Annotated in this window: 16 protein-coding genes, 1 tRNA gene and 1 pseudogene; 13 read left to right on the forward strand and 5 right to left on the reverse strand. The window is 34.7% G+C overall.

What is annotated here, in order from left to right:
• Positions 1-328 precede the first annotated feature (328 nt).
• Positions 329-1,345, reverse strand: a pseudogene (locus RGRSB_RS09625) (PIN/TRAM domain-containing protein).
• Between the two features lie 225 nt (positions 1,346-1,570).
• On the opposite strand from RGRSB_RS09625, the gene hemW reads away from it, so the two are divergent.
• The 4 genes from hemW (at position 1,571) to RGRSB_RS09645 (ending at position 6,288) form a co-directional block, all read left to right on the forward strand.
• A complete protein-coding gene (gene hemW / locus RGRSB_RS09630) occupies positions 1,571-2,815 on the forward strand; it encodes a radical SAM family heme chaperone HemW (protein ID WP_119260855.1) in 1,245 nt (414 codons plus the stop codon).
• A 177-nt stretch (positions 2,816-2,992) separates the two neighbouring features.
• Entirely contained in the window at positions 2,993-3,475 is a 483-nt protein-coding gene (locus RGRSB_RS09635) for a flavin reductase family protein (protein WP_119260856.1), read from the forward strand.
• Positions 3,476-3,615: 140 nt separating this feature from the next.
• Positions 3,616-3,966 carry a phenylpyruvate tautomerase MIF-related protein gene (locus tag RGRSB_RS09640; protein ID WP_119260857.1) on the forward strand — a complete coding sequence of 117 codons (351 nt, stop codon included), beginning with the start codon at positions 3,616-3,618 and terminating at the stop codon, positions 3,964-3,966.
• 1,080 nt (positions 3,967-5,046) lie between these two features.
• The gene (locus tag RGRSB_RS09645; RefSeq protein ID WP_119260858.1) at positions 5,047-6,288 is read left to right on the forward strand and encodes a BaiN/RdsA family NAD(P)/FAD-dependent oxidoreductase; all 1,242 of its coding nucleotides are present in this window, start codon (positions 5,047-5,049) and stop codon (positions 6,286-6,288) included.
• Positions 6,289-7,763: 1,475 nt separating this feature from the next.
• Here the strand turns inward: RGRSB_RS09645 and alr are convergent.
• On the reverse strand, positions 7,764-8,984 hold the full coding sequence (alr, locus tag RGRSB_RS09655) for an alanine racemase (protein ID WP_119260859.1): 1,221 nt from the start codon (positions 8,982-8,984) through the stop codon (positions 7,764-7,766).
• A gap of 563 nt (positions 8,985-9,547) precedes the next feature.
• Here alr and RGRSB_RS09665 point away from each other — a divergent pair.
• Together RGRSB_RS09665 and proB are read left to right on the forward strand one after the other, a co-directional pair.
• Entirely contained in the window at positions 9,548-10,246 is a 699-nt protein-coding gene (locus tag RGRSB_RS09665; protein ID WP_232014520.1) for an RNA-guided endonuclease InsQ/TnpB family protein, read from the forward strand.
• 228 nt (positions 10,247-10,474) lie between these two features.
• Entirely contained in the window at positions 10,475-11,623 is a 1,149-nt protein-coding gene (gene proB, locus RGRSB_RS09670; RefSeq protein WP_119260861.1) for a glutamate 5-kinase, read from the forward strand.
• A 63-nt stretch (positions 11,624-11,686) separates the two neighbouring features.
• Here the strand turns inward: proB and RGRSB_RS09675 are convergent, their stop codons facing one another.
• Together RGRSB_RS09675 and RGRSB_RS10285 are read right to left on the reverse strand one after the other, a co-directional pair.
• Positions 11,687-12,004 (reverse strand): 2Fe-2S iron-sulfur cluster-binding protein, encoded by a 318-nt coding sequence (locus tag RGRSB_RS09675; RefSeq protein ID WP_119260862.1) that lies wholly within the window; start codon positions 12,002-12,004, stop codon positions 11,687-11,689.
• Between the two features lie 338 nt (positions 12,005-12,342).
• On the reverse strand, positions 12,343-12,516 hold the full coding sequence (locus tag RGRSB_RS10285; protein ID WP_172582102.1) for a hypothetical protein: 174 nt from the start codon (positions 12,514-12,516) through the stop codon (positions 12,343-12,345).
• A 235-nt stretch (positions 12,517-12,751) separates the two neighbouring features.
• Here RGRSB_RS10285 and gshA point away from each other — a divergent pair, with 235 nt between their 5' ends.
• From gshA to RGRSB_RS09695, 4 genes are all read left to right on the forward strand, one after another.
• Positions 12,752-13,894, forward strand: coding sequence for a glutamate--cysteine ligase (gene gshA / locus RGRSB_RS09680; RefSeq protein ID WP_119260863.1), 1,143 nt, complete (start codon positions 12,752-12,754; stop codon positions 13,892-13,894).
• A 106-nt stretch (positions 13,895-14,000) separates the two neighbouring features.
• Entirely contained in the window at positions 14,001-14,459 is a 459-nt protein-coding gene (locus RGRSB_RS09685) for a tRNA (cytidine(34)-2'-O)-methyltransferase (protein WP_119260864.1), read from the forward strand.
• Between the two features lie 466 nt (positions 14,460-14,925).
• Positions 14,926-17,145 (forward strand): peptidoglycan DD-metalloendopeptidase family protein, encoded by a 2,220-nt coding sequence (locus RGRSB_RS09690; protein ID WP_119261049.1) that lies wholly within the window; start codon positions 14,926-14,928, stop codon positions 17,143-17,145.
• A gap of 124 nt (positions 17,146-17,269) precedes the next feature.
• Positions 17,270-17,343: transfer RNA gene (locus RGRSB_RS09695), tRNA-Met, on the forward strand.
• Between the two features lie 222 nt (positions 17,344-17,565).
• Here RGRSB_RS09695 and RGRSB_RS10290 read toward each other — a convergent pair.
• Positions 17,566-17,733, reverse strand: a complete 168-nt coding sequence (locus RGRSB_RS10290; protein ID WP_172582103.1) for a hypothetical protein — start codon at positions 17,731-17,733, stop codon at positions 17,566-17,568.
• Between the two features lie 3,045 nt (positions 17,734-20,778).
• Between RGRSB_RS10290 and RGRSB_RS09700 the strand changes: the two genes are divergently transcribed.
• The 3 genes from RGRSB_RS09700 (at position 20,779) to ftsH (ending at position 25,077) form a co-directional block, all read left to right on the forward strand.
• A complete protein-coding gene (locus RGRSB_RS09700) occupies positions 20,779-21,234 on the forward strand; it encodes a Fur family transcriptional regulator (RefSeq protein ID WP_119260865.1) in 456 nt (151 codons plus the stop codon).
• A gap of 30 nt (positions 21,235-21,264) precedes the next feature.
• Positions 21,265-22,980, forward strand: a complete 1,716-nt coding sequence (locus tag RGRSB_RS09705; RefSeq protein WP_232014523.1) for a DUF3685 domain-containing protein — start codon at positions 21,265-21,267, stop codon at positions 22,978-22,980.
• Positions 22,981-23,181: 201 nt separating this feature from the next.
• Entirely contained in the window at positions 23,182-25,077 is a 1,896-nt protein-coding gene (gene ftsH, locus RGRSB_RS09710; protein WP_119260867.1) for an ATP-dependent zinc metalloprotease FtsH, read from the forward strand.
• The last annotated feature ends 1,650 nt before the right edge of the window (positions 25,078-26,727 follow it).

Consider the following 26,727-nt stretch of genomic DNA (forward strand, 5'->3'; position numbering starts at 1 on the left):
GAATGAAAGTGTTAGTTTTTACATCCCAATTTATGGATATAAAGTAGAATAATGATGCTGCTATCAGAAATTTATGGAGTGTATGCACGATAGTAAACTCGGAAAGGAAACAAAAAATTGCCCCTATTCTTAGTAGGTTACCTACTAAAATGGCAACTGAAGTTCTTCAAAGACGTTCGATATAATTACAAATCGATGGCTAAAAAATAATCAATAAAGAATGTAACCGTGTGAATTCGTGGGATTATCTGAGAATATTGTTTGTCCAGAATATTTATGAAGCCATCACCAATAGTGGTTTAGCAAAAATCATCCGTCCGGCAGAAGTTTATAACGCAGAAGTCACAATGACTTGTATTTCATCCCCCACATACTCTTTCCCTTCTTCTGGGACTACCATTGTCCTATCTTCGAGGTATCCTACTCCTTGAGTAGGTTCTTTTCCCTGTTTGAGTATTTTAAGTTTGATGGTGTCTCCTGAAAGATGAATGGGGCGGATAGCTTGAGCAATATCATTAACGTTGAGAACAACCACTTTTTGTAAATTGGCTACTTTACTCAGATCATAGTTATTTGTTAGCAAAATTTCCTGAACCGGATATATTATTTTAGCATCAACGGTAGTAATCTCCTCATAATCTGCTGAATGGATAATAATCCGCTGAGGAAATGCCTCTTGTATTCGGTTGAGGATATCTAACCCTCGCTGTCCCCGAACCCTTTTTTGATCATTACTGGCATCAGCTAGTTATTGTAATTTTCTGTAAGACAAATTGGGGAACTAGCAACTGTCCTTCGATAAATCCGGTTTCGAGAAGTTGTTCGATATGACCGTCAATGATACAACTGGTGTCGAGAACCTTAGTAGAGACTAGTTTTAACGTCTCTTCGTCCACTAACATGGTTTCAATGCTATTGATGTTAATTAGTCGTAGAAAGGTGTGTCCATGGGTATCGGCTAAACTAATCCCCATGAAGGAGAAGACAACACTCCCTAAGATACTAACCATTGGTTTGATGAAGATCAATTTTCTAGGAATGGGGAGTAAAAAAATAGGAGCTAACAAGAGATTAGCTATTAATAACCCAATGACTAGCCCCACAGCCCGTGTCAAAATTATTTCAATGGGGGTGCTACTAATTCTATTTTCTAAACAACAATATGTAGTTTTAGAGACTAAGCCAGAGGCTAGTCTAAGAATTGAGGTAAAACCGACTATTAACCAGCGTAAGGTTTCCAAATTAGAGACTTGATCTCGAACAACATATGGCACAAATCAATGCTATTAAAACTGATTCCAGCGACTACTAGAATAAATATGAGGATGATAATGACATCAAGCATAAGTCCTATCCTGTATCAATATTTAGGAAGCTCAGGTCACAAAATCGAGATATTTTCCTAATCTTAAATAAGAATGAATTAATCTATCCATTAAATTTTCTCATCTTCAGCCTTATTATTTTTAGTTTTAACCTTCATAAGTAGGAAAAAATTTAGTTAAATTATCAAAATTTTTCAAATTTTTTCCATCAGATTCCTTCAATTAGTTAAACAATAGTTAAACAAATGAAATTAAGTGATCTTCCTAAAGCAGCTTATCTCCATATTCCTTTTTGTCGTCGCCGTTGCTACTATTGTGATTTTCCAATATCTGTGTTGGGAAATAAAACTGATATTAGACAATCTTCTTCTATTTCTGAATACGTGGAGGTATTATGTCGAGAAATTACCGCTACTCCATCTCAAAATAGTATCCTAGAAACGGTTTTTTTTGGAGGAGGAACTCCATCTTTATTATCTCCATTTTATTTAGAAAAGATTTTAATAACTTTAGATAAACATTTAGGTGTTGTTCCTAATGCAGAAATTTCTTTGGAGATAGATCCTGGAACTTTCAGTCTTAAACAATTACGAAATTATCAAATTGCAGGGGTCAATCGAATTAGTTTAGGTTGTCAAGGGTTTCAAGATAATTTATTAGAATCTTGTGGAAGAACTCATCGGATTGATGATATTTTTAGAGCTATAGATTGGATTAATCAAGTTAACTTTAAAAACTTTAGCCTTGATTTAATATCAGGATTGCCTCATCAAACTTTAGAAGATTGGCGAATTTCTTTAGAAACTGCGATAAAAATTGACCCGTCTCATGTATCTTGTTATGATTTAGTTCTTGAACCTGTTACCGTTTTTGGGAAACGATATCAACCTGGAAAAAGTCCCCTACCTACTGATGAAACAAGCGCAACAATGTACCGTCTTGGTCAACAATTATTGACTGAAGCCGGATATCAACATTATGAAATTTCTAATTATGCCAAGCTGGGTTATCAATGTCGTCATAACCGCGTTTATTGGGAAAATATGCCTTATTATGGCTTTGGAATGGGCGCATCAAGTTATACAAATCAACAACGTTTTACTCGTCCTCGTACCCGAAAATATTATTATTCATGGGTAAATCAGTTGTTAGAATCAGGCGGGTTTATTAATTGTCCTAAATTATCTGACATAGATATTCTACTGGAAAATTTGATGCTAAAATTAAGATTGTCTGAGGGTATAGATTTATCTTTAATAAAAGCAGATTTTGGAAGAGAAATAACTAGTAGAATAGTATCTTGTGTGTATACTTATTACGAGCAGAATTTAATTGATTTTATTGATGAGCAAGGGAACAAGATAGTATTAAAAAATACTAAGACAATACCAGAAAATACTAAATTAAAATTAACTGATCCTGAGGGCTTTCTATTTTCCAATACTGTTCTAGCAACTTTATTTTCTAATCTGCAAGAGAGTCTTAACTAAGAAGTTGCCTGCTTTATAACTTAAGTGTACTACTGTCAACAAACCAGGAGATTTTGTTGTTATTTATAATTTAACTGTTAATGGTACAACAGTTAAGCTTAGTATAGTGGTGAGAATTCAGTCATAATTTTTGATACCATGTGAACAGAGATTCGCAAGTTATGGAGAGAAGAAACCTTGTTAGACGAACAAGCTAAGAAAACCATGTTACGCAAAATTCCACACGGACTTTATATCTGTGGTGTCAAAGATGGAGAAGAATTAAATGGATTTACTGCCAGTTGGGTAATGCAAGGTTCATTTGAACCTCCTTTGGTAATTAATTGCGTCAAAAATGATTCTGGTTCTCACAAAATACTTAAAAAAAGTGGCGTTTTTGCCTTGAGTTTCCTTGAAGATGGGCAAAAAGAATTAGCTGCTAAGTTTTTTAAACCTAAACGTCGTGTTGGAAATAAATTTGAAGACGTAGAATTCGTCGAGGGAACTGAAACCGGATGTCCTATCATTGAAGATTCTCTTGGTTATGTGGAATGTCAAGTGGTTGGTTTTGTAGAAAAAGGGGATCATACCGTCTTTGTTGGGGAAGTTATTGGTGCAGGAGTTCATCGTGAAGGAAAACCATTATTATTAGAAAGCACGGGTTGGCAATATGGTGGTTAAATCAGTTATCAATAAACAGCAATTAACAAACAATCAATTAGTTTATCGACTATTTACTTTTCTTTAAACTACTTCATCGATTACCTTTTGTTGATATTGTCAACATTTGAAATGTTTGAAAGAAAATCTTAGAGAGTAAAATGCCATTAATTAAAATAAAATCATCTGTTTCCGAAATCAGTTCGTCTGTTGTGGAAAAGTTATTAACAAGTCTTTCATTTAAGATGGCTAAGCATTTTTGTAAACCGGAATCTTATGTAATGACTGCTTTTGAACATGATGTCAAAATGACTTTCGGAGGAACTTTTGATCCAGTTTGTTATGTGGAAATTAAAAATATTGGCAAAATGACTCCAGAACAAACTAAATCTATAAGTAAAGATTTTTGTCAAGAAATAAAAGATAAATTAGGAGTTCCCACGAATCGTATTTATATTGAGTTTACTAATGCTGAAGCACCTATGTGGGGATGGAATGGAGAAACTTTTTAAGAGTGATTAATGATCTCGATTGATTTCAGGACAGTGGTAATAACATTAATGTTATTACCACTGTCCTGAGGAATAATGGTTATCTGAAAGATAAAAATTATTTAGATTGTTTTTATCCCAAGTATTTTAAATTCACCGTCTCTTCCATGTTAAGACAGTCCACACTGTAGAGGATTTTCTACGATAAGCTTTAGATGAAAACTGGTGTATTGAAAAATATAAAAATTAATTTATTTAGTAGAATTTAACAATTCTAGTAGTTTACATAAATTTGATATCTATTAGGTAGTTTTTCTACCCATTTCACTGGAATTACTTGATATAAAAGTGTCTTGAAGAAATGTGATATTGGTTAATTAAATAAGTTTTTTAGAAAAAGTAATTAAAAACTCGGGTGGGATATTAACAAGAGTTTAAAGTGATTATTTAATGGAAAGTGGTGCCATGAAAGTTAAGATAAAAGTAAACATAGCAGGAGTATTTCCTTCCATCGACATTCTCCAATTGCTTGACACCGCCGTTAAAAAATTGAGGGATGAGTCAAAGCAGCTGTAAAAAATTCCTGGTTTGCCTTTTTCGTGCACACAATTATTACTAATCTAACTTAAGGAGGTCTTCATAAAGAAGTATCTCGTTTTTGCTTGCACATTAGTGTGGAAACGTTAGCTGCTCTATAACAAATTAGAGTCTATTTATTGAGAGATCATTTGTTTTTAAGAGAAGTATTGATGACAGTTAGCCTACCTACTATTGCAGGGTGTTCCCATCGCTACAGCTGCCAAACAGATACATCTGGAGTTAGTGGTTCTCACAGACACTGCACAGAAAATAGCTATAATTAAACATTAGTTCGACGAGATGTAAAAACATGACGAGTTTGACGATTATCGGAAATAGCAACCGCTAACAATCAAGATTATAATTCTTGTCTCAAAACGATAGTGGGTGAGAATAAATGACCTTATAACCCTAAATCGATAGAAGATTATTTAGATAAAGAAGGATAAGTTATCAGTCAAGTACAAAGGTTAACTGAATAAAATCATTGATAGAATAAAGTAAAAGAGTCAAGATTTAACGTTGAGTAATTCATTAGATATTATTGTAATTGGAGGAGGAGCGGCTGGATTTTTTGCCGCTATCACTTGCGCCCAAACTTATCTCCATAGTCGCGTAACTTTACTAGAATCAACTTCCAAAGTATTAACGAAGGTTCGTATTTCTGGGGGAGGACGTTGTAATGTTACTCACCACTGTTTTGAGCCAGAACAATTAGTCACTTATTATCCCAGAGGAGGTAGGGAATTACGAGGGGCATTTACTCGTTTTCAACCTAAAGATCTGATTGAGTGGTTTGAATCTCAGGGAGTGGCTTTAAAAACGGAAATTGATGGTCGCGTTTTTCCCGTTACTGATACTTCAGAAACTATTGTTGATTGTTTAATCAAAACAGCTAAGAAAGCAAAAGTTGATATCAATATCAGGTCAGAAGTTATTAATTTGATTAAAAAAGATAATCACTTTAAAGTGGAGTTGAAAACAGGAAAAATTTTAGAGTGCAATCGCGTTTTAATTGCAACAGGCAGTAATATGATTGGCTATCAGTTAGCAAAATCTTTAGGGCATGAAATTATCTCCCCTCTTCCATCTTTATTTACCTTTAAAATCAAAGATTTTCGTTTTCAAGGATTAGAAGGGATCGGTCTGGCTCAAGTAGGATTAAAGTTATTAGGAACAGAAAAAAAACAGCAATGTCAACAATCAGGATCGCTTTTGATTACCCATTGGGGAATTAGTGGATTTGGAGTTCTTAGATTATCTGCATTCGGGGCAAAAATACTACACAAAAAAAAATATAATATGTTTCTACTAATTAATTTTTTATTTCCTGATAACATTGAAGAAGTGAAACAACGGCTGTTAGTTATTAAATTTAAAAATCAAAAATCAAATAAGCAAATTTCTAGTTTTTCTCCTTTTAATTTACCTAGAAGACTGTGGCAAAAACTATTGGAACATGCTGCTATTGATTGCAGGAAAAATTGGTCAGAACTATCTGAAAAGGAAATAATTAAGTTAGCAAAAGAACTAGCTCAAGGACAATATAGAATTATAGACAAGGGAGTTTTTAAAGAAGAATTTGTTACTTGTGGAGGCGTTAATTTAAAAGAAATTAATTTTAAAACAATGGAAAGCAAAGTTTGCCCTCATTTATACTTGGCTGGAGAGGTTTTAGATATTGATGGGGTGACAGGAGGATTCAATTTACAAAGTGCCTGGACTACGGGTTGGATAGCAGGAAAAGCAATAGGAAATGAATGATGATCTAAACCACGATCTCTGATCGACTTTTTCAAGAAAAACGGCGAAAATAAAAGGAGTGTTTTAATATGACTTTTTTTTTAACTTAAGTAACAGTGAGCTTAAATCGATAATTTTTTTAAAAAAAACTCATAAATTACTTATTATTTATTGTTCTATTTTTCTAAGTAAATTACTTGATAATGTACTGATTTTATATTTTTTCATAAGAAAACATATTGATCTCAATATATTCTTAGCTACCAACTGTTCTCTTTATTTCGAGCAAACAAGAGTGTATACAAACACCATATTGTAAATAATAAATACTACCCAAAATGGTGTTCCACTTAGGAAGCAACCATTAAGCTTCTTGCTATTCTGTGTTTTTATTCAAGCCTAAATTTGAAATAAATAAAATATGTTACTACTAATAGTTTAAAAACATTTCAACAGCCCACATAAAAGTAAAATTAACTAAGAAATTAGTCTAGCATATAGACACGAGTATGGCTAACGTTAAGGATATACTAGCTAAATTGAGAGCAGTGATTTCTGAATCAGAAGCTAACCAGAGGTCAAGGTACTTGTGCACAACATCACAACCATTATTTATGACCAATATATCAAGACAAATTTTGTACGAAAAATTGAGTAAACATCATCACTATAATTAACGGTATTAGACTTCCTATTAAACCATGATTAATTACTTTTTGTTGGGCAATATGTCATAAATAATCATTAAAACTTAGCCGCAGTTGCCCTAAACGTTCAACCACTGACAATGGGTAAATTATTGAATCATAATCCTGCAGTGACTTCTAACAATAAAGGGATTCTGACTATACCAAAACAAAAGAGTGTTCTCTAACGCTACCAGTGGGAAAGAGTGCACAAATTACCGTAGGGGTTTCAAATCCTACCGCCCTTTCAAGAAAGCAAACAAAATACCAAGCAATGATAGTTACTTGAATACAGCGATCTACCGAGAATTATAATAACCCTTGATTGTTGGCAATGTTCTTGGTTCGACTTGTTATTTAACAACAAAATTGCTCCAAATAGAATGTGAAGGATGTGGCAGACCACAACAGACCCATTAATGTTTGTTGCCATGATTTGGAGTGAGGGAATCCGCCATATTAATGTTGATGCCGCATTGACCACTGTAATTAATTAAACTAACGAAGTCACTTTTTGTTCTGACTATCTCTGAATTACGAGGAAAACAAAGACACACAACACGGGGCGAGGACAACAGTCGTTTAATTGTATAAAAAAAGTCTCTTGATAGTCCACATATACTCCCAAATTCTGGGGAAGACTATCTTAATACATTGAAGATAACAAGTGTTTAAAAAAACCTTAACTCTAAATCTTACTCTGTTAAAGTTGAAGATTTATCCAATAGACAGTTGATTCTTTGGATTGAGCTTGAGATATCTTTTATAAGGTGCATTTTAGAATTAAGATGTAGAGACTATCATACTGTGCTAATAAACCAAAACTTGAGGACAGTTGACTGCTGAATCCATCAAAATTCGTGGAAGTCGATATTTAAACCCACAAAGAATTTCCCAGGAAATAGTTCCTGAAGCGTTTGCCCAATCATCTGCTGTAATTTCTTCTGTTTTGTCTTTGCCAATTAAGGTAACTATTTCTCCGACTTGAATATCTGTAATAGAACTAACATCTAACATTAACTGATCCATGGTAATTGCCCCAATTTGGCGTACCCGTCTACCTCGAATCAAAACTTCTAATCTGTTGGAAAGGTTACGGGGAACTCCGTCTGCATAACCAATACCCACCACAGCAATATTCATCGGACGATCGCTGACAAATTGATACCCATAACTAACCCCTGTTCCCGGGGGAATTGTCTTGACCTGAGTGATTTTGGCTTTAACTTGCAGTACAGGTTTTAAGGCGATGATCAAACGCAAATGAGGAGCAGGATATAATCCATACAAAGCTAATCCAACTCTAACTAAATCGTAGTGTAAATTCGGGTCAATCAAAGTTGCTGCTGAATTGGCTAAATGTAGAGGGGGTAATTTAAATAAATGGGTTTTTAATTGAGAGATTACCTTCTCGAACCGTTGGTGCTGTTTTTTCATCATTGCGGTATCAGGATTATCCGCCGTAGCAAGATGGGAATATAAACTAGCAATTTTGAGATAAGGCAACCGACTCACTAACCCTACAAATTCTCTTGCTTGATGCCAAGGTGTTCCTAGACGAGACATTCCTGTGTCGAGTTTAAGATGAACGGGTAAAGACTCTTCCAGGTGACTGAGAGTATCAGAAAAAACTAAGGCTTGCTGGGGGTTACAAAGAGTAGGTTGTAATTGCCAGTGGACGATCGCGGCAATTTCTTTAGGGGTATTGATTGCCCCTAGAATCAAGATCGGGGCTGTAACTCCTGCTTCTCGAAGTTCAATTCCTTCTGTTAGGGTAGCCGTCGCTAAACTATTAGCCCCCGCCTGTAAGGCTATCTGGGCGACTTTAATAGCACCGTGTCCATAAGCATCAGCCTTAACCACAGCCATTAACGATGTTTTTGGTGATAACAATCCTCTAATTTCCTTAATATTATGAATCAAGGCTTCTGCATTAATTTCCACCCAAGCTCGTTGACGAATAATTTCTGACAGATGGTAATCGTGGCGATTTTTTTTAGTAATCTCATACGCTGACTCTTTACTCAACATCACCCCTCACTCCATATACACTCAATTCTTGAATCCATTGAGTTCTTCCTCGAAGCTCTTGATAGACTTAGAAATATGCCTAATCTAACAAAAGTTTCTAAAAAGTCAAGGAATCTATCTCAAAAGACTTTTACACAACTTGAAAGTTTGTGTAGATTAATCTAGACTAACAGAGGCTTTAGTGGAGACTGAACCAATGCTCGCTCTAACGTAGAGTGTAAACTCATACTATACAGGCAGCAAATTAGAGTGATTGACTATAAACTGAGTATTTGTAGTTTGGTCTGGAATTTTCCTTTGGAAAGGAGTAAAAATCGGCTGACATCTAGTAAATTGTCTTTCGATGTTTGTTCTTCAAAATTCAAAAGAAGAGTATATTGTCCCTTCTGAAGTTCCCCATCCTAATTATCACAAACAATCTCAGAGGCTAACAAAAACTAACAAAATTCTCAATACAGGTAGTGCTCAAGCCCTGAAACAAGTTTTAATAGTTTCAAACGAGGCTTTTGTCAACATTCGGTCCAGAAAGTTGTATCTTCCTTGTTCCAAACATAAATTATAAAATGCGTTTTTATAAGGATTCCCAGATACTTAAAAATTGTGTCGAAGTTAATCAGATTAAGTTATCCCAATTAGGATGGGTAAAGTCTAGAAACATACAAGGTGGATTTGAATTAAGACAGGCTCGCATTTTACGGGGAGCGTCCGGGTACCTTGTGATGTTCTCAATGCAATTAAAGGGAAATATTCCTTATGTCCCCTTTCATTGGCATCCATTAGAAATTAGTTTAAGCTTGGATAAATTCTTTGCTATCAGTGATGGTGAATTTGTGGACAGACCACGATTTTTAAACCAACTACACCGCAAGATAAAATTGCTGCAACTTAGATTAAGGAATAAGCAAACAGGATATAACAATTCTTACAAGTTATATCAAAAGATAGCTCAATTGTATCGGCGTATTTCCGATACTCGTAAAAACTGGCATTTTAAGTTAGTTCCCCACTTCTGTGATCAAGCTCAATCCGCATTCATTGAGAATATTGATTTTCGATCATGGGGTAGGCGGATACTTTCTAAAGACTCTCTTGAGGATGGTTTCAAACGAGCCGTAACTATTCTTAAGTTGGTGGCATGGAAACGATATGTTTTTATTGCTGAAATTGACAAGAATCTCATCTCACAAATCTACATCAATTATGGGTTTCACACTGGCAAGAAAACTTTTGATGTTAGAAAACATAATTGTTTCGAATATTAGGTTTCGAACACACAGAGATAAAGATATGGCTGCAGCTCAAATTATTAGCGTGGTCAGGACATAGCATTTTAGAAAATACCTATGAAGACAGTCCGACGAGGCTTTGCCTAGTCAAAAATATAAGAAGTAGAAACCCTTAAATGTAAATTCAAGAATCTCCCGTCAAGCTATGCTGTGACGGCTAGACTATGCCAAAGGCAGGATTAACCCTCAACCATTTATTAATCAATGACACAGACTCTGGTTGTTAAAATTGGGACATCGAGTTTAACTCAACCCGCAAGTGGACAATTAGCCTTGTCCACCATTGCTGCTCTAGTGGAAACCTTAACCCAGTTGCAACAATTGGGCTATCGGGTGGTATTAGTCTCTTCTGGTGCTGTAGGGGTGGGATGTGTCCGTCTGAATTTAAAAGAACGCCCAAAAAAAATAGCTTTTAAACAGGCAATCGCTGCTGTTGGTCAAGGTCGTCTTATCCGTGTCTATGATGACCTATTTACCACCATTGGACAGCCTATTGCTCAAGTTTTGCTGACACGACGGGAACTAATAGAACGTAGCTGTTATGTCAATGCCTCTAACACTTTCCGATCACTATTCGAGTTGGGAGTTATCCCTATTGTTAACGAAAATGATACAGTGGCTACTGAAGAGTTAAAATTCGGTGATAATGATACCCTATCAGCTCTTGTAGCTAGTGTCATCCATGCCGATTGGTTATTCTTACTAACAGATGTTGATCGACTTTATTCAGCTGATCCTCGACTGGTTCAGGATGCTCAACCCATTACTCTTGTCAATGCCGAAGAAATTGATCAACTAAGAGTCAATACAGAGAATAAAGGGTCTCAATGGGGAACAGGAGGAATGGAAACCAAACTAACAGCTGTACGACTGGCTACTAGTGCAGGGGTGAGAACCGTGATTACTCATGGACAAAAACCAGGCGACTTGCTCAAAATATTACGAGGGAAGGCAATTGGAACTCAATTTGAACCCCAACCGCGTAATGAAAACGCTCGTAAACGCTGGATTGCTTACGGGTTGGTTCCTAGTGGACAACTTTATCTCGATCACGGGGCAATTGAGGCTATTTGTCACCAAGGAAAGTCCCTGTTAGCGGCGGGCATTACAAAAGTTGAAGGACAATTTGAAGCATCCGATGCAATTCAATTATGCGATAAACAAGGACAAGAACTAGCCAGGGGAATTGTTAATTACAGCAGTTTAGAAGTAAAAAAAATTAAAGGACATCACTCTGATAAAATTGCTAAAATCTTGGGTTATGAAGGTCCACAAACTATAGTGCATCGAGATAATTTGGTTATCCAAGAAAGTCGTAAATTCGGGAAACCTGATGTCACCCCTCAATCTTGAAATTGGAAAAAACTTATCGGATGGACAATGCCAACCGGAGTTTAATGTCCTTAAAGGAATAACTTAAGGTTGGGAAAACTGACGATTATAAACCTCATCTTCCTTTTCAGTTTCAATTTTTAGATTAGAACGCGGATAGGAAACACACAAAAGGGCGTACCCTTCTCCTTGAAGTTCAGAAGATATCCCCATCCCCTCACCTTGCTCTACTGTTCCTTCTAGCAATTGTGCAGCACAGGCAGTACAAACTCCTACACCACAAGATGTAGGTAGATCTAATCCTGTTTCTTGAGCTACATCGAGAATTTTTCGATCCTCAGCAACTTCAATGGTGTAGATATTGCCTTGGTGATTAATTTCAACAGTATAGATGTTGTCCATAAATTGCGTCGTAATACTTCCCTCAGTTTAATGTATTCTTCCTAGAGAAGTCGGAGAAAATTGTTAATAAACGTAGCTAAATTCAAAGTTTACTCGTGATTTAAGCGATAATTAATCAATTGAGAAAAAATTATAGCGTTAAGCTCGGTAACATAAAGTTTTTTAGACTTATCTTTTTAAGTTAATCATAAATTTTGTTTTAGGGCATTTGAATTGAACCCAATACCTTTTCGATAATGAAGTTGCAAGTTCTCACTTAATTAGGACTCCATTGTTAGGGCTTTTTGGAGATCACATCAACTTTTTTCTTCAACCCGTAAAATTTCTCCGTCAAATGCCTATTGTCTCTGCCAAGAATTATCTTCAAAGGTTTCTTTTCCTTGATAAAGGCGATGTTTAGATAAAAAGTCCAAGATGAAATCTCCCCACACAACGAAAATTAATTCTAGACAAGCATTTAAGCTAGGATTTAACTTTAGTGCTGGTGTGGTGATGCTATGGGTTTTCCACAATTCAGAGAGATCATTTAAAATGGATTTATCTCTATTGACTTAATAACAGTATAAAAATACTCCCAGTAGTTTATAAGGAAAAGCTAAAGTGTACCAGAAAAACAATAAGTATTCATGTTAATCATCACAAAATGCCAAAAATATTTTTGTTGAGTAAATAATCCTTCTCCATTGATAATGAAGTATAGGTGACAAATGACCAGGAAAATTGGACAGCTAACGCAGAGGAATCATCGTGCGATTATCCAAAGGGCTCGAAATTGAAATGTACACGGGGACATCCGATGGGCAAATTGTAGGATTGTCTGAGCGTATTGTTAAAGACTTAGAAGGATTTGTTCGAGAACCTGATTCACGTAATGTAGAGTACACAACAGCCCCCTTGTCCTCCTATGATCGCCTATTGTGTGCTACCATTCGACCCCGACATAACTTAAGGAAATATCTACAACGCATTGGCAATTTCACCTTGATTCCGGGGAGTACCCTTTCATTAGGAAACAGCGATCATTTCTATCGGTCCGATCTCCATAATCCCTACCATAGTTATATTGAGAAAACCTATGGAACGAGAGTTGTAACTGCTAGTATTCATATTAATATTGGAATTAATGATCCGGAAACTTTAATTCGAGCTTGTCGCCTCATTCGCCTAGAAGCTCCTCTCTATTTGGCATTAAGTGCATCGTCTCCTTTCCTTGACGGGCAGGTCACTGGCTATCATTCTACCCGTTGGCATTTGTTTCCCCACACTCCTGATCATGTCCCTCTGTTTAAAAGTCACAGTCACTTTATTTATTGGACAGAAGAACAGTTAGCTCGCCAAACCATGCAGAACGTACGCCATCTCTGGACATCAGTGCGTCCTAATGGAGATAACCGTCCCTATAATCTTAATCGCTTAGAATTGAGAATTTGTGACCTGATAGTTGAACCGATCACTTTATTGTCAGTCGTGGCATTGTTAGAAGCTCGTTTAATTCAGCTTATTAATGATCCCAATCTTGATCCCCTAATTCATAGTCAATTATCTCTGGACGAATTATTGACTATTACTGCCCATAATGAAAAAGCGGTCGCCAAAGACAGTCTAACTGCTCAACTAACGCACTGGCAAGATGGACGTAGGATAGACGCACAAAGTTGGATTCAGGAATTATATCAAGAAATATTGCCAACGGCTAAACAAAGAGGCTTTAGTTGTTTTCTTAACCCCGTGAAAAGAATCTTACGCGATGGCAACTTAGCACAACAATGGCTCAGAAAATATCAGTCTGGTTATCCAATTTCTTCGATTTTAGCTCAAGAAATCGAGGAAATTGCCCAATTAGAACAAGAGTTAGAAGATAAATTATGTCAATCTTTGCTAGTTGCCTAGAAATAAGTTTTAGTTATAAGGATATGTTTTGAGTTTACTAAAACTAATGGTTTTGGAGATTTAAAATTAAATATTGATTTAAATTAAATAAAAACTATAGACTTCTATGCCAAGAATAATTTTAATCAACCCGCAAATACCACCAAATACTGGTAATATTGCCCGAACTTGTGCAGCTACTAACACAGAATTGCATTTAGTCGGTCCATTAGGATTTGAGTTAAGTAATCGTTATTTGAAACGAGCGGGTTTAGATTACTGGCCCTATGTTAATCTTGACTACCATAACAGTTTAGAAGACTTTTTGGCCTGGCATGAGCAACAGGGGGGACGTTTACTTGGCTTTAGCGTTCGGGGTCGTCGTTCTTATCTTGAATGGACATTTCAAGATAGTGATTGGCTGTTATTTGGGAGTGAAACCGAAGGACTACCCCAATCTCTTCTAGCTAATTGCCAAGAAACCCTATATATTCCGATAAGTCACCCTCAAGTGCGTAGTTTAAACTTGTCGGTGAGTGTCACCATTGGTCTATTTGAAGCACAAAGACAATTGAAGATGATTTAAATGCTTAATAAACAATCCATATCCATTCTCTGAAAATGCCAGAGAAATCAATTTTATGGAATTAAGAAATCGACTGTGTTATCTTCATCGACTCAAAACACCCTAATCCCGAGCTTTTAATCGTTAGACAAGACTCCACTACGAAACCTTCAATCAACTCCTATCGTCTACAGACTTGCATCAGATAAAAAGATTAGATGTAAGGGTCCCTCATTGGAATCCGAATCAGACTATACTTATCTAAAATAAATCAGCAAAAAAAACAAGTTGATTTTAATGTTTCATCAATAAAATGATATCTGAGTATATTGACTTATTAATATATCTCTATTAAGATGTTCCCCTGTAAAATCAAGTATCTATTCCGTTTCTGAAACTCGACCGGATCTATAGATTTTTAACAATGGCTCGTTCCTAACATTAGGAGGTTTTTTTGAAAAATACATTTACACGCAAAGCAACGCCCATATCTTCGTACCTTGCTGACTATCCCGATACATCAGTTGTCCCTCTAGCAGAGCTTCCCTTAAGCAGTTTGACTCCCAATAACAATTGTGGTCAAGTACGTCGTTCTACAGCCATGATCGGACTAGCCATTTCTATGGGAGCCACAGGATTGTTCCTGACTCAAAATAAAGCAGCAGTAGCAGCTAACTCATTAACTGCTACTGCTACTCCTTCAAATCTATCAGCCTCGTTGAGCTCAACCGACGCCACTAGCTCTTCCAAGAGTCAATTAGCTCCTCTGAATCTTAAGCACAAAGTTAAGCTCGGAGAATCTATCAGGCAACTAGCCCAAGAGTATCAAGTGGAAGCAGCAGCGCTCGCTACCCTCAATAAACTGTCTGTTGAAGCAGACTTAGTTTCTGGGCAAATTTTAAAAATCCCTTCCCTAGAAGAATCTCAGCTTCAAGCTCAATCACGTCAACTTGGAACAGGACTTTCCGAGTCCCAGGAATTACTCTCCAAACCAGTCAATACTTCTCTCGATCATCTTAGAGAAACTCGTAAACGTTTACAAGATAGTTTAGCTGAATTAAAAACGGAGAAGTCTAACCTAAAGTCTAATATCAGTTCCTTGCTAGCAGATGTCTCTGATGTGAGTCAACCCTTAAGACCTATTAGCAGTAAACTTCAAGAGAATGAATCTGTAAAAGAAACCGCGATTCGAGTGATTACCTCCCAAAAAGCTGAGTCAGTTTCGGCTTCGAGTTTAACCACATTTGTAGATAATGCCGGTTCTCTGTCTTCTAGTTTGTCGAGTAAAAGTATTTCTTCACCAGAAAACACTGGCGAAAATTCCTCTTCTGCGTTTTCTTCTTTTACAAAACTTTCTTCAGTTCCCTTGGCCCAGATGGAACAAGAAGAAATTCCTCAATTTAATGAGCCTATTCCGATTCCAGTTTCTACACCTGAAAACAATCTAGCTTCAACCGCTGTTCTTCCTCCCTACTCTTCAACCCTTAGCAAATCAACTTTTGAACCATCTAAAACTGAGATCTCTGTAGAATCAACCTCAACTGAGCAAGCTCGGATTGTTCCTAAACCACAAGTAAAATTAGTTCAAACTGAAAAATCCTATCGTGTTCAACCTGGAGACACTCTTAATAGTATTGCTCGTCACCACGGCTTAACCCTTTCAGAGTTAATTCGAGCTAATAGTATTACCAATCCAAATTTGATTAAGGTTCATCAGAGTTTAGTTCTTCCTGAATCTACAACAAGGACACAATATAAAAATCGATCTTACAAGGCGTTGAATATTCCTAAATCTCGAAATTTAGTAGCCTCATCTCCTAGTCGATTTTCTGATTCTCCTCTTCCAGTTTCTGTGAGTGCGCCATCATCGGCTTCTTCGTCCGAGGTTGATCGATGGAAAAGACAGTCGTCTGGAAATGAAGATCTCGAAATGCTCGAGATTTCTGTTAATTCTAGTCCAGATTCCTATACCGAACAACTCAAAACAGATATTGCTAACCTTGAACAGGAATATGCAGGTGAAACTGGACCTGGCACAATTAAAATAGAGCCTAATACTAATACTCCAAGAAAATCTAAAACTCCTGTGCTAGGACAGACTCTAAATCCTGAGTGGGCAAGTGCTCGCCGTAATTATCCTTCTTCTCAACAGCAAGTTGCCCAACAGCTACCTAAATTCCGTTCTCGGTTAATGGGGGCTGCTCCTAACGATGCAGAACAATATAATGACGCTTTCCGCATTCCCGTAGGTACGAATGTAGGACCTGAATTACCACCTTTATCCGTTCCTGACAATTATCTTCCTAATGCCCCTATGCAGTTTACTGGCTATATCTGGCCAAGTAAAGGGGTGTTGACTTCCGGCTATGGACGACGCTGGGGCAGAATGCATCGAGGAATCGATATTGCGGCTCCTATTGGTACTCCTATCATTGCCGCAGCCCCTGGTGAGGTGATTACAGCAGGGTGGAATTCAGGAGGCTACGGGAAACTAGTTAAGGTTCGTCACCCTGACGGCAGTATTACTCTCTATGCTCATAATAACCGTCTGTTAGTCCGTCGTGGACAAAAGGTAGAGCAAGGGCAGCAAATTGCTGAAATGGGGAGTACGGGATACAGTACTGGTCCTCATCTTCATTTTGAAGTTCATCCGAGTGGCACAGGAGCGGTCAATCCTGTAGCCTTGTTACCCAAGAAAAGAAAGTAATCAATAGATAGATTTCTCCAGTTCAATTCTTTCTCAGGGGGAGGTTAAACTTCCTCTGATTTTTTTATTTGTCTTGGTTAATCTCGTTATTTTATGTTATGCTAAGCCATGATAGAGAAATTGCGGCTCAGTAGCTCAGTAGGTCAGAGCAGGGGACTCATAAGCCCAAGGTCGGCAGTTCAAATCTGCCTTGAGCCATTTAATTAAGTTAAGAGTTTAATGGTCGATTCTGATAGGATCTAAGTGGTGGGAACTTCTCTCCATATTTTGTTAAATAATTTAGAGAGGTAGAATCAGTTGGGTTCTACTTAACCAGTTATGTGAAATTATTAATACTAACGTCTTGAAAGTCTTATTTGGGAATTATTTTAGTTTCTATCCTAATAGTTTTCTTGTTATTAACATTATTGTCAAATTAAGCTATCTTAGGGCTAAGAATGTTTTTGCCGTTCTAAGTTCAGTAGGGCTATCAATAGTGTAGGTCTGAGTGACACTCAGACCTACACTATTGAGGACAATGCCATTACTACAAACTTTAAAAACATACAAAAACGGTTTTATCTCTGTACTTAATTTTGTAAATATCATAATTTAGGAGATGTTGTACTTCTTTGTTTAATTGTTAAAGAGATTCAATAAATTCCCTCAAACTAACCTAAAATTCCCTCAAACTAACCTAAAAAGAACTTAGAAAAATCTTTAGAGATTCTTCAAGTATAAAAACTATGACTTTCTATAAAACAATGTTGAGTTTATAGGAAAAATAAATAGGTAGCTATAGATAAACTTTATAAAAGCAGGTTAATTTTATATTGTTATTTTTTCTAATTGTCTAATTAGAGTTTATTTCAAATTGTTTTAATTGATATTTTTTATATTAACTAGTCTGAGCGATACTTGGATGAACTGACTTAACTAAGTCATATTCATCTTCAAACATCTTTTTAGGAATTTTATTAACTTTGGACTTAATTCTATTCTCCTTTTATTATATTTAGTTCTAGACCATTAATTGGTAGAAAAAATAGATATAATTCTTTTTTCTCTCATTATTTCAGTTTGGGTTCAACTAATATAGTTATATACGCTGAGTAGTTATCAATAACAATTATAATATCTATTACTTTTGCTTTGTCGTATTTTTCTTCCTTAATTACAACAGAATCGGGTAAATAAACGTCTTTGGTAAAATATAATTTATTTAACTATTTTTTTAAACTTTTTACTTTTTATATAAAAACTACTATTGGTGTCTAGAAATAGAAAATGTTTTATAATATAAAAAATTATTATTTTTTCTAAAAAAGTAAAAGAGACAGGAAAGTAGTAAGATTCATTGATCCTCGATGCAGAAATAATTTTAATTCCTTTTGATTTATCAGTATATGTGTCTTGTTTTTATAATTTTAAGCTGTTCATTTAATTTTGATTAATATGTCATAAATGAAGTATTTTAAACACTTAAACAATAAAAATATATGTAAAAATATTACATCATAAAAATGATTAATTACAAAAAACAAACAGACTACTTAATAATAGTAACTATTATAAATAATCTAAATAGAAGTATAAAAATGATAAATAAAAATAAAATACTTCTATTTAATAGATAAATAAATAATGAGAATAATTAGGCGTCACACCAAAGACTAGTAAATATTTAAAGAGTCGAACTATTTCAAGTGAACAAGACTTAATCCAAAAAATAGAAAAATATTGTGACCACTTACTCGAAACAATATTAAATTTCTTACCGTTTATCAAAACATATGATTAAATGCTCCAGATAAACGTTATTCAATTATTTAAAATCAATAAGATGACTAATATATTTAATTTTAGTCACCTCATATAAAGCAATTATATAATATTGATTTTTTTTAGATATGGTATTACAGCATATAAAAATAAATCTTGATTGACAATTATCTTCTTTAAAGAATTTATTCAATTTATAAAATCTCTTTAGCACCAACTTGATCTTACTAATTAATCTTCTACAAAAGAACATGTTTTATATTTATAACTAAATAATAATTTTCTATTTTATTTATTAAACCAAATAAAATAGAAAATTATTATTTAATTGTTATTAACTTTTGAAGGTGTCCATCTATTATGAGTAGTTATCACTGAAAACCGAGGGTGACTTATGGGAAATGTTGAGGGCATAATAACAGGAAAAAAATCTACTTTGTTCTTAGCTTATCAGCTAAAGTTAATGCTTGTTGAGTATTAGAGAATGCTTGAATAAAGTCAAAATATTTGGTACAAATATCTCCATTTTTTTCCATCAACTGCTATAGCGTGTACTTTATTAAAACTAGACAGTTATATTTAGTAACTAGGGATAATCTTTAAAAAAGAAGACAAGCATCTCCATTCATATTAAAGATACTATTATTGCTGGTTAAACCATGATAGTATTTGTGACGGTGTTCTTGAATTTTTCTATGTTATTTTTAATATTAGTAGATTAATATACTATAACAGTATAACTGAGTTTTGCTATATTTTTTAAGCTAAGACGATTATATTAATAGGTCTAATTAAATCTTTATTACCAATAAATAGCCGGGATATTTCTCAGATTAGTTAAATAACTATAGCTAAAAACAAGACATTTTCTTTATTTTCTAGTGGTTGCCATGGCTGCTTTAATTAATATGGAATTAAAATAATTATTATTAGCAAAATCAATGAGGGTTTACCGGTTTATTTTCATAGTTGCTCTAAGAATACTGACAACAGGAGTAACGCAACTATACTAATGAGCTTTATGGATAGTTTTTAGATATGTTTTAATCCAGTGATGAGGGTTTAATTGTGATAGTATTCTTATTAGGAAATATAAATAAAATTAGTTAATTTAATGCTAGGATCGCAGTATTTATAAATTTTAATTTTTTTGTTAAAATAAAAACAATTTTTTAAACAAAAATGTCTAATATTCGGAATATTATGGTGGCTATAGGAGAAAATTTTTATTCCCAAAACTGGGTATATCTAAATGTTTGATAGGTAAATGCTATGGTTATTAATGGGGATAGCTACTTTATTTTTTAAAATTTAATCAAAATAACCCAAAATGGTGTCTAATATTTTTATTAAACTAAGTTCCATTTTGACGATAAATTAACCAATTGGTTTTGCAGTTATGCGGTTATAATCTAATAAGCAATTGGATTAAGTTTTGCCAAGAAAGCTGTTAAAAGTCGTCAGAAATATCGTCATTAATTTTAAAATATTAATATCATTGCACTTAGGATAGTTCATTTACTAAAGTTATATTTCATAGTAAATCGCGACTTATTGTTTTGGATTAACTGTAGTTTCAGAATAGCATTCACTCAAAAGAGTTTCAGCACGGGGACAAGAAAGCTTACTTTGACAAATAAATATTAACCATTTATTTCCTAACTCAAGCAATTCATTTTTAGTACGATAATCAAAAAAGTTTAGCTATAACTAGCATAAACAAAGACTTACAGATAACTTAACAAGAAAAATATACTACATCAACAGAACTAGAACAACTTGAGTATTTTTCTTAGAAGTAAAAAATTAATCTAAGCTAAACTGGTAATGAATTTATAATCTATTAAGTTGTAAAGAATAATCAGCATAGTTATGAGTAAACAAGGAGGAAAAACCCAACCAATCCGATCACTGGAAGATGCCCTTAACCTTTGTCAGGCACTGGGAATGCGGGTTAGTCGTCAACGTCGTTTTATCCTAGAATTACTTTGGAAAGCTAAGGGACATTTGTCCGCTAGGGAAATTTACAAGTATCTCTCCCAAGAGGGCAAAGAGATTGGACACACCTCAGTATATCAAAACCTAGAAGCTCTTTCAAACCAAGGTATCATTGAACGTATTGAACGATCTGACGGCAGGCTATACGGTCATATCAGCGACTCTCACAGCCATGTTAACTGTCTGGATACACAACAAATCATGGACATCCATCTTAAATTACCCCCGGAATTACTTGAACAAGTGGAACAGCAAACAGGAGTGAAAATAACTGACTATCGAATCGACTTTTTTGGTTATAAGCAATCAGACAAACCTGGACTAAACTAAAGATAGTGTTATTATTCTTTCCTAAGCATCGTGAGCGATCGCCCGATTAATCTACTACTAATTGATAATGATGCTATTTTTCGCTTAGGACTTTCTAATGTCTTAAGCAACTATTCAGATTTTCATGTTGTTGTTCAAACAGATTTCTCTCAATCTATCCGAGAAACCTTAGTGGAACAGTCAATAGATTTAATAATCTTAGATCCTGATACCCCCAATAACGTCTCAGAGGGGTGGAAGTTTCTTGAAGAAATTAAACAAACCTATCGCACTCTTAAAATATGCTTGTTAAGTCATTTAACCGACCCGTTGTCACTACAAACGGCTAAACAAGTTGGTGTTGAAGGTTATTGTCCAAAAGGGATAACGATAGAACGTCTGATCGAACAATTGCAGAAAATAGCTCAAGGGCAAACAGCTTGGCCGACCCTATCTGTCCCATCGTCTAATCTAACTCTAGAACAACCAAAATCTCCTCAGGCATGGCTTTTACAGGGTAAACAATTAGGATTAAAACAAATTGATAAGACCATTACACAAATTAATCTACAGCTTAGCCAAAATCAATTATCGTGGGTTGACAAAGAATTGTTGAAGGGAAAAAGACGAGAATTATTAGTTGCAAAATGGTTAGTTAATAGATTAATTCCCATAGATGTTACTATGGCTGCCTCAACCTTACAATCAAAGCTTTCCTCAACAGGATCTCAAAATCAGAACGATCCTCCTGGATTCTCAGCTGAGTCCTCAACAAACATCTTAGGAGTAAAATCACTCAATAAATCAGTAATTATCAAGAATACACTTGACAAATTAGCGATTAGCTCCAATAATTTAACATCAATTTCTCTAGAAATAGATGTTCTCCAAGCTGATAAAAAAGAGGAATTAATGACCATTATTATTCATCAGTTGGGGAGAAGCTTAGAAGACTTGGAATTTATTAGAGCAGATGCTGCAGAATTACCGAAGGATACCGCCATGATTACTCAGAAAATTTGGCAGGAATCAGCGGTTAATTTTTTAGGTAAGTATTGTGTGTTACAACCTACAACAACTTTAAATGACATTGAAAATATCATTAATAATAATATCAGCTTAGTTAAAAAAGAATTTCTTAGAAAAATCTATTATTTTGATGAATTGTTAAAATGTTTACTTTTTGATAAAGGACTAATAATTGAGGGAATTTTATACTCTGCTAAAAGCACTGAAGTTGGACATCAAGCTGAGATTTTTCTTGAAAACTTTATTATTCAGACAGCTAATGGGATTGTGTTTTTAATTTTAAATAATTTTTCAGATATAGAAGTAATAAGCCGAAAATTATATTCAGAAAAAATTGGTTCTTCCAGAGAAATTGCTAAATTTCGTAATAACTTGTCTTGGGCTTATCGTCAAGAACAATTTTGGGAGGAACCGCGTAATATTTTTGAAAGTAGGTACCGACTATTATTCTGGAGTAAAAAAGGAATTGAAGCCACCTTTATTCACGCTTCACGACAACATGAACTTAAACAACTTAAAGGAATTCGTTGGGCAGTCACCATTATCCTAGAATCTCGTGATGCCTTTGCTCCAGTATTACGCTCTATGGTTAGATTGATTGGTAATGGCTTAGTTTATATACTCACTCAAGTTATTGGCAGAGGATTAGGACTAATTGTTCGTGGAATCATTCAAGGAATTAGCAATAGTCTACAGGAAACTCGATATGGAAAAAATCGGGAACGACGAGACTCCTAACCCTAAGGTGGAAGAAGAAGAAAATTAGGGGGTATAACAGCTAGTATCTGACTGTTAACAAGCCCGGAACCTTAGTAGTTCTCTCTTGTAAATTCTTTGACATCATCGTTCATAATAAAAATAAAGTAACTTCTTGGCTGAACTCAATTATGGACAACTATTCTTAAATTGACCTCAGAGCAAAATATAACTCAACAAACTATGATAAAGAAAAATACAGCAGTCCCCAAGGTTAAGCAATCAAAAAAACATAAAATCTCCTTAAGAGGATGGAATCAGTTTGTTACTAGTTTGATGCTCATTCAATCATTACTAATGGTTACACCCGGTTGGGGACAAACGAAAACAGACACCAAAACTGATAAAGGCAGCTACACCGAATTAATTGAGAAAATTGAATCGGATCAAGTGGCCAACGTGGAAATTGATCCCAAACAGCAAAAAGCCAAAGTTACCTTGAAAGACCCAGATGAAAAAGGGCAACACCAAGAAATTCCTATATTTAAAAATCATCTTAATACTGAATTAATTGCCAAACTTCGAGATAATGAAGTACCATTCGCAATTCGCCCATCTGCCGATAATTCAGCTGCAATTGGATTAGTTACCAATTTAATCGTTCTTTTTTTATTATTTGCAATTTTTCTAGTAATTCTACGACGTTCAGCCGGTGTATCTGGTCAAGCTATGAACTTTGGAAAATCTCGCGCCCGTTTCCAGATGGAAGCTAAAACAGGAATTACCTTTGACGCAGTGGCTGGTATTGACGAAGCTAAAGAGGAATTACAAGAAGTAGTGACTTTCCTCAAACAACCTGAAAAATTTACTGCAATAGGCGCAAAAATACCTAAAGGGGTACTGTTAGTTGGTCCCCCTGGAACTGGCAAAACTTTACTAGCTAAAGCCATTGCAGGAGAAGCAGTTGTTCCCTTCTTTAGTATATCTGGCTCAGAATTTGTGGAGATGTTTGTCGGTGTCGGGGCTTCACGGGTACGAGATTTATTCAAAAAAGCTAAAGAAAACGCCCCTTGTCTGATTTTCATTGACGAAATTGATGCAGTAGGTCGTCAACGAGGAGTAGGCTATGGAGGAGGAAATGATGAAAGGGAACAAACCCTTAACCAGTTATTAACAGAAATGGATGGCTTTGAGGGTAATCAGGGAATTATTGTGATTGCAGCCACCAACCGTCCTCATGTCCTCGATAAAGCATTGTTACGTCCTGGACGTTTTGACCGACAGTTAATGGTAGACTATCCTGATTTTAAAGGTCGTCAAGGCATTTTAGAAGTTCACGCCAGAGATAAAAAAATTGATGAAAAAGTATCCTTAGAAGCGATCGCCCGACGGACTCCAGGGTTCACAGGAGCAGATTTGGCCAATGTCCTCAACGAAGCGGCAATTTTCACAGCACGGCGACGCAAAGAAGCCATTACTATGACAGAAATTAACGATGCTATTGATCGAGTTGTGGCTGGAATGGAAGGAACTCCTTTAGTTGATAGTAAGAGTAAACGGCTAATCGCCTATCATGAAGTGGGTCATGCGATCGTAGGAACTTTATGTGGTGGTCATGATCTTATGGAAAAAGTTACTTTAATTCCCAGAGGACAAGTCAAAGGTTTAACTTGGTTTACCCCAGATGAAGAACATAGACTAACCACCAGAAATCAATTATTGGCCAGAATTGCTGGTTTATTGGGGGGTAGAGCTGCTGAAGAAATAATTTTTGGTGAGGATGAAGTCACAACTGGGGCTGGGAACGATATTGAAAAAGTGACTGACTTGGCCCGACAAATGGTAACTCGCTTCGGAATGTCTGAGTTAGGATTAGTTGCTTTAGAAAATGATGATCACAATGAATCTGATTATTCTCAGGAGATTGCCGGTAAAATTGACCATCAAGTACGACATATCGTAGATCATTGCCATGATGAAGCTCAAAAGATAATTCAAGAGAATCGTACTGCCATTGATTACTTAGTAGACATTTTAATTGACCAAGAGACCATTGAAGGAGAGCAATTCCGCCAATTATTAGAAAAATTCGAGGTTTCTTTCCAACAGCCCTTAGGATTTCCGGTTAAATGGTTGTAAATTTGTAGAATTATAAAAGTTTATATTTCTGTCTGTAAATTTCTGAATCTATATTTAGATGACTTTTTCGATAGTAATAAGTTAGTAAGCTAACTATGACTTATTAATTTGAAGGTTTTACACTTTTCGGTATTTTAGATAGTACCTAAATTGATAATAATGTCACTAAATAGAGCATAAATGTCAGGGGAAAAGTTACTTCTCTGTTTAATCAACTAACAAATTCAAATTTAATTTAAATTAACTAGTATAGATTCGCTTTTTGAAAAATTTTCTAGTCAAGGACTATTAGAATAAAGAATTAAGGATTTACTAGATTGAGTGTAATAAGTCAGCAGAAAAAGAACTAGTCTGATAAAATTATTCTTCTGAAATCATCAAAGTTAGTTAAGCAATAAACTTATCTTTTAATCAATTTAATTTTCTGATTGATCGCTTCTGTAAATCCTCGGGGATTAGGGTTTCAAAATAAGTTGCAATTCTGTTCATTTATCTACTTATTATCTGACAACTCTTTAGAAAATTTTTATAAACGGTTTCTGTCTATTCTAGAAGTTTATCGAGAGTATCATAACTTATTTTCTGAGGTTTTAAAAAACTTCTTATCTCCTCTTTTATTTAAAACATATTTTCTAAGACTGATGACATTCTTTTTGATTTACTCTATTTTGGCTTTCTTTTTGTCAATCAGGCTTTTTTCTGTCTTTAGTCAGGGAGATTTATTATGGATTATGACAGCCAGTTCTTTATCTATTTTTCTTTTATCTTTAGGTTTTTCTGCGAATTTTTTGTAAGTCTGTTCACTACTATGTTTGCATTAGAAAGTATTTCTTTGATAATCATTTTATAGAAAACAGACAAATATATACAACTTAACCAAACTTAGAATAGTAAAAATCCACCAAGCTTTAACATAGTCTGAATGGGCTGATTGGGCAATAGTTTTAATAACAAGCAAACTACCAGAAACTTAAACAATTTTAAAATCATATTTCCAAGACATTAATCTCGATGATTCTATATAACAGGTTTAGTAAAATTATCTATACTAATTTATTATATTTGGCTTAATATCTATGAACTTTTACTATAAAAACAGTTTATTATTACCTCTTTATTTTTTATAAAAAGCTATCAATTTTTAACTTTCTATATTTACTAAAATTGCCGCGTAATTTTTTTACTATTTTAAAATAAGTGATTTTATAGATTCCTGACTTTTTTATTCTTTGAGTTTTTTAAAAAATAAACTGTCGATCCCTGGCGTAATCATTTTCTTCGAGCGGCGTTTTTGTAGTTAGTTTCTAAAACTTTTTGAGTAATTTTTGAAACTAATCTTATCTGTATAGTGTTTTTTCCTCTTGACAAGATCTAGTACTTCACTCAACATTTTATTGTATTTAGTACATCTAAACTGATAACAGTTTATTTAGAGAAATACCAAAAATATTTCTGACTCTATACAGGTGATTTTTTTTAGTTCTATCAAAATCAAATCTCGACTTATAAAATATAAAATAATAACGAGCCGCTTTAATACCGTTGATATTAATCACTTGAGTAATGAGATTAAGTAATAGATTAGATGGCATATTTATTGATTTTTTATTTATCTCTAAAATCTAATAATTTTAGAGATAAATAAAAATA

Origin of the sequence: cyanobacterium endosymbiont of Rhopalodia gibberula (genome assembly GCF_003574135.1) — a bacterium.
Classification (GTDB): Bacteria; Cyanobacteriota; Cyanobacteriia; order Cyanobacteriales; family Microcystaceae; genus Rippkaea.